Genomic DNA, 4,934 nt, shown 5'->3' with positions numbered 1-4,934 from the left:
CGATGGGACCGTGTTGGTCTCGACACGACGTCGTTCGTCCCTCACGACGTCGGCTCGACCAGCGGGGGTTTCAGGTTGTGGCGAGGTGGAGCGCGAGGCCGAGGCCGGCGAGACCGACCAGCCAGCGCAGCGGGCGCTCGGGGGCGACCCGGACGATCGCCGGCCCCAGGAAGCCGCCGATCACCGCACCCGCTCCGAGGGCGATCGCGGCCGGCCAGCTCACGGGGGCGAAGAAGACGTACGCGATCGCGGCGGTGCCGTTGGCCACGCCGGTGGCGACGTTCTTGACCGCGTTGGTGATCGCGAGGGCCTCGGTGCGCTCGAGCACGAGGACGGCCAGCGCGATGATCCCGACGCCGGCGCCGAAGTAGCCGCCGTAGATGCCGAGCACGAACACGATGACGCCCCAGCTGAACCCGCGGGCCAAGGTACGCCGCTCCTCGACACCTGCCGGGGAGGCCTGGCGTGGTGGCCGCGCGGCTGCGCGGGCCGCGGCCCAGGCCCGGATCCGGTCGCGGAGCAGCAGGAGCACCGCCCCGGCGCCGACGAGCCAGGGCACCACCGTCTCGAACGCCTCGGCCGGCGTGGTGAGCAGAAGGGCAGCGCCGACCGCTCCGCCGAGGAAGGAGGCCAGGGCCAGCCAGGCGATCCTTCTGCCCTGGCCGCGCAGCTCGCGACGCGACCCTGCGATGGTGCCGCCGGTGACGCCGAACATGGCCACCGTGTTGGTGACGTTGGCGACGACCGGCGGCAGCCCCGCGGCCAGCAGGGAGGGGTAGCTGACCAGCGAGGCCAGACCGGCCACCGAGCCGGTCAGGCCCGCGCCGACGCCGGCGAGCAGGAGCCAGGCGAGCTCGGCGCTCACCGGGCCGACACTCGCGCTGCCTCCGCGTTCACCGGACCAGGCACGGGCGCTTGGGGTCGAACGTCCACCCCGGCACCAGGTACTGCATGGCGACGCCGTCGTCACGTACGCCGAGCCCGTGCTCGAGGTAGAGCTCGTGCGCGGCCGCGACCCGGTCGCGGTCGAGCCGGATCCCGAGCCCGGGCGCGTCCGGGACCGCGACGGCACCGTCGCGGATCTCCAGCGGCGACTCGGTCAGACCCTGGCCGTCCTGCCAGATCCAGTGGGTGTCCAGCGCGGTGATCTCGCCCGGCGCGGCGGCGCCGACGTGGGTGAACATGGCCAGTGAGACGTCGAAGTGGTTGTTGGAGTGGGAACCCCAGGTCAGCCCGAAGTCGTGGCACATCTGGGCGACGCGGACGGAGCCGGACATGGTCCAGAAGTGCGGGTCTGCGAGGGGGATGTCGACGGCGTTGGTGCGGATCGCGTGGGACATCTGGCGCCAGTCGGTGGCGATCATGTTGGTCGCGGTACGCAGCCCGGTGGCGCGCTTGAACTCGGCCATGATCTCGCGACCCGAGTAGCCGCCCTCGGCGCCGCAGGGGTCCTCGGCGTACGCGAGCACGTCGTCCTTGCCCTCGAGGAGCCGGACCGCGTCGGCGAGCAGCCAGCCACCGTTGGGGTCGAGGGTGATCCGGGCGTCGGGGAACCGCTCGTGGAGCGCGGTCACCGCGGCGACCTCCTCCTCACCGGCGAGGACGCCGCCCTTGAGCTTGAAGTCGGCGAAGCCGTAGCGGGCCTGGGCGGCCTCGGCGAGACGTACGACGGCCTCGGGGGTCAGCGCGACCTCCCTGCGGACGCGGTCCCACTCGTCGGTGGCATCGGGTTCGCGCAGGTAGGGCAGGTCGGTCTTGTCGGGGTCGCCGACGTAGAAGAGGTAGCCGAGCATCGGCACCGAGTCGCGCTGCTGGCCGTCGCCGAGCAACTCGGCGACGGGTACGCCCTGGGCCTGACCTGCGAGATCGAGGAGGGCGGACTCCAGCGCGGTGACGGCGTGGACGGTCGTACGCAGGTCGAAGGTCTGGGCGCCGCGACCGCCGGCGTCGCGGTCCGCGAAGCGCTCCGCGACCTGCCGCAGCAGGGTGCGGTAGCGGGTGACCGGTTGCCCCACGAGCAGCTCGGCGGCCTCCTCGATGGTGCGGCGGATCGGCTCGCCGCCCGGGACCTCACCGATGCCCTCGCGGCCCTCGGAGTCGGTGAGGATCGCGATGTTGCGGGTGAAGAACGGCGCGTGTGCGCCGCTGAGGTTGAGCAGCATCGAGTCGTGGCCCGCAACCGGGACGACCTCGACCTTCGCGATGGTGGTCATGGCAGCTGCAGCTCGCCGTCGACCCGGCGGGCGAGGTGCCACGGGTTGTCGTCACGTACGGCCTCCGGGAGGAGGGCGGCAGGTACGTCCTGGTAGGCGACAGGGCGCTGGAAGCGCTCGATCGCGAGGCTGCCGACCGAGGTGGTGCGGGAGTCGGAGGTGGCCGGGAACGGGCCGCCGTGGACCATCGCGTGGCCCACCTCGACGCCCGTGGGCCAGCCGTTGAAGAGGATCCGTCCGGCCTTGACCTCGAGCGCGGAGACGACCTGCGCCGCCGCCTCGTTGTCGGCTTCGGTGGCGTGGACGGTCGCGGTGAGCTGGCCCTCGAGAGAGGCCAGGCTGGGCAGCAGGTCCTCGACCGAGTCGAAGCGGACCACGACGCCGGAGGCACCGAAGACCTCGTCGGTCACGCCGGCGAGGCGGGCGGCCTCGACGATCTGGGGCGCGGGGGCGTCGGTCTCCCCGGCGGTGCCCTCGCCGACGACGGTCACACCGTCGGTGGCGCGGAGGGCGGCGGTGCCCTTCTCGTAGGCGGCGGCGATGCCGGAGGTCAGCATGGTCGCGCCGATGGCCTCGGCGGTGGCCCGGCCGGCGGCGGTCAGGAAGGCGTCACCCGCCTCGCTCTTCGGGAGGAAGAGCAGGCCGGGGTTGGTGCAGAACTGGCCGGAGCCGAGGGTCAGCGAGCCGACGTAGGCGGCGGCGAGCGCATCTGTGTCGCCCTCGAGAGCCCCGGGAAGGACGACGACCGGGTTGATCGAGGACATCTCGGCGTAGACCGGGATCGGCTCGGGCCGGGCCGCCGCGGCCGCGGCGATCGCCAGCCCGCCGCCGCGGGAGCCGGTGAAGCCGACGGCCTTGATCCGCGGGTCGACGACCAGGGCCTGGCCGAGCTCGATGCCGCCCTTGAAATCGGTGTCGAGGAGGAAGGAGAAGGTGCCGGCGTGCAGCCCGGCCTTCTCGACCGCGCGGGTGATGGCCTGGGCGACCAGGTAGCCGGTGAGCGGGTGCGCCGGGTGGCCCTTGACCACCACGGGGCAGCCCGCGGCCAGCGCCGAGGCGGTGTCGCCGCCGGCGGTGGAGAAGGCGAGCGGGAAGTTGCTGGCACCGAAGACCGCCACCGGACCCAGCGCGATCTGGCGCTGGCGGATGTCGGCCCGCGGGAGCGGGGTGCGGTCCGGGAGCGCCGGGTCGATGCGTACGCCCAGGTGGTCGCCGCGTCGCACGACGCCGGCGAACATCCGGAGCTGACCGGTCGTGCGGCCGACCTCGCCGCTGATCCGGCCCTCGGGCAGGTGCGACTCGGCGACGGCGGCCTCGACGATCTCGGCCCGGGCCCCCTCGATCTCGGCGGCGACGGCTTCGAGGAAGTCCGCCCGGGCTTCGGGGGAGGTGGCGCGGTAGCCGGCGAAGGCCTCCGCCGCGGCGCTCGTGGCCGCGGTGACGTCAGGCTGCTCGGAGTCGGCTCCGGCGATGATCGAGCGGTAGGTCATGGTCCCTTTCCTATCGGGTCGGTCTCTGCTGGTCTCGGGCCGGTCAGGAGATCCGGGCGATCAGGTCGCGCAGCTCGGCGACCTCGTCCTCGCGCAGGTCGGTCAGCGGCGGGCGGACCGGGCCGGCGGGTCGGCCGATCGCGGCCAGACCGGCCTTGACGATCGACACGGCGTAGCCGGCCGTACGGTCCCGGATGTCGAGGTAGGGGATCACGAACTCGTTGAGACGACGGTAGACCTCGTCGCGGTCCTGGGCACGTACGGCATCGTAGAACTCGATCGCCCACTGCGGCGCGAAGTTGAACAGCGCCGAGGAGTAGGTGCTCACGCCGAGCTGGAGCAGCGGCAGCGCGAACGTCTCCGCCGTCGGCAGGCCGCCGATGTAGATGAGCCGGTCGCCGACCCGGGCGTAGGTGCGGGTCATCTGCTCGATGTTGCCGATGCCGTCCTTGAAGCCGATCAGCGTGGGGTTGCGCTCGGCCAGCTGTGCCACGGCCTCGTCGCGCAGCACCGCGTTGGCGCGGCTGTAGACGATGACGCCGAGGCCGGTCGCCTCGCAGACCCGGCTCGCGTGCTCGACCAGACCCGCCTGGCCCGCCTCGGTGAGGTAGGGCGGCATCAGCAGGATCCCGTCGGCGCCCGCGGCCTCGGCCGCCTTCGCCTGCGCCACCGCGTTGGCGGTGCTGCCCGTCGCCGGCGCCAGCACCGGCACCGCTCCGGCGACCTCGCCGACGGCAGCGCGTACGACCTGGTCGGTCTCTTCCGGGTTCAGCGAGAAGCCCTCGCCCGTGCCGCCTGCGGCGAAGAGGCCCGCGACCGGGAACTCGGCCTGCCAGCTCAGGTGCTTGCGGTAGCCCTCTTCGTCGAACTGGAGGTCCTCGGTGAAATGGGTGACCGGGAACGAGAGGAGCCCACTCTTGAGCTGGGCTGCCAGGTCGGTCGGGCTGTACTCGGTCACGAGTCACGTCCTTCAAAGATGTTGGTGATGCGGAGGTGGTGACCATCACGTTAGGAACGTTCGATGATGCTTGTCCAAGCCCGAATTTGAATCTAGTGATGCCTTGGGGGCATCACGTTGGGGCGTGTGCGGGGCTGATCTGCTTCGGTCGCGGACTCGGTCGCGGGGCTCGTCGGGGCCGCCGACCCTTTCCTGGAGGGTCTTCTCGATCTGGACCGGCGTCAAGGACGCCCTGCGGGCGCCGGCTTCGCCGGCCGCTTCGCGGTCCTGGAC

The 4,934-nt window shown here is 72.4% G+C and carries 4 protein-coding genes; all 4 read right to left on the bottom strand.

Features of this window, described 5'->3' with window-relative positions:
• Nucleotides 1-70 precede the first annotated feature (70 nt).
• Genes ACFU7D_RS28610 through kdgD form a run of 4 tightly spaced genes read right to left on the bottom strand, consistent with a single transcriptional unit; the run spans nucleotide 71 to nucleotide 4,661 of the window.
• Nucleotides 71-865 (bottom strand): sulfite exporter TauE/SafE family protein, encoded by a 795-nt coding sequence (locus ACFU7D_RS28610; RefSeq protein WP_378873645.1) that lies wholly within the window; start codon nucleotides 863-865, stop codon nucleotides 71-73.
• 28 nt (nucleotides 866-893) lie between these two features.
• Nucleotides 894-2,213: an enolase C-terminal domain-like protein gene (locus ACFU7D_RS28605; RefSeq protein ID WP_378873643.1), complete on the bottom strand. Its 1,320-nt coding sequence runs from the start codon at nucleotides 2,211-2,213 to the stop codon at nucleotides 894-896.
• A complete protein-coding gene (locus tag ACFU7D_RS28600) occupies nucleotides 2,210-3,703 on the bottom strand; it encodes an aldehyde dehydrogenase (NADP(+)) (RefSeq protein ID WP_378873641.1) in 1,494 nt (497 codons plus the stop codon). The genes ACFU7D_RS28605 and ACFU7D_RS28600 overlap by 4 nt, the downstream gene beginning before the upstream one ends.
• Before the next feature lie 43 nt (nucleotides 3,704-3,746).
• A complete protein-coding gene (gene kdgD, locus ACFU7D_RS28595; RefSeq protein ID WP_378729637.1) occupies nucleotides 3,747-4,661 on the bottom strand; it encodes a 5-dehydro-4-deoxyglucarate dehydratase in 915 nt (304 codons plus the stop codon).
• Nucleotides 4,662-4,934: the final 273 nt, after the last annotated feature.

Source organism: Nocardioides sp. NPDC057577, from assembly GCF_042801335.1.
Taxonomy (GTDB): Bacteria; Actinomycetota; Actinomycetes; order Propionibacteriales; family Nocardioidaceae; genus Nocardioides.
The sequence above is the reverse complement of the archived record's forward strand: the minus strand, read 5'-3'. Positions and strand labels throughout refer to the sequence as shown.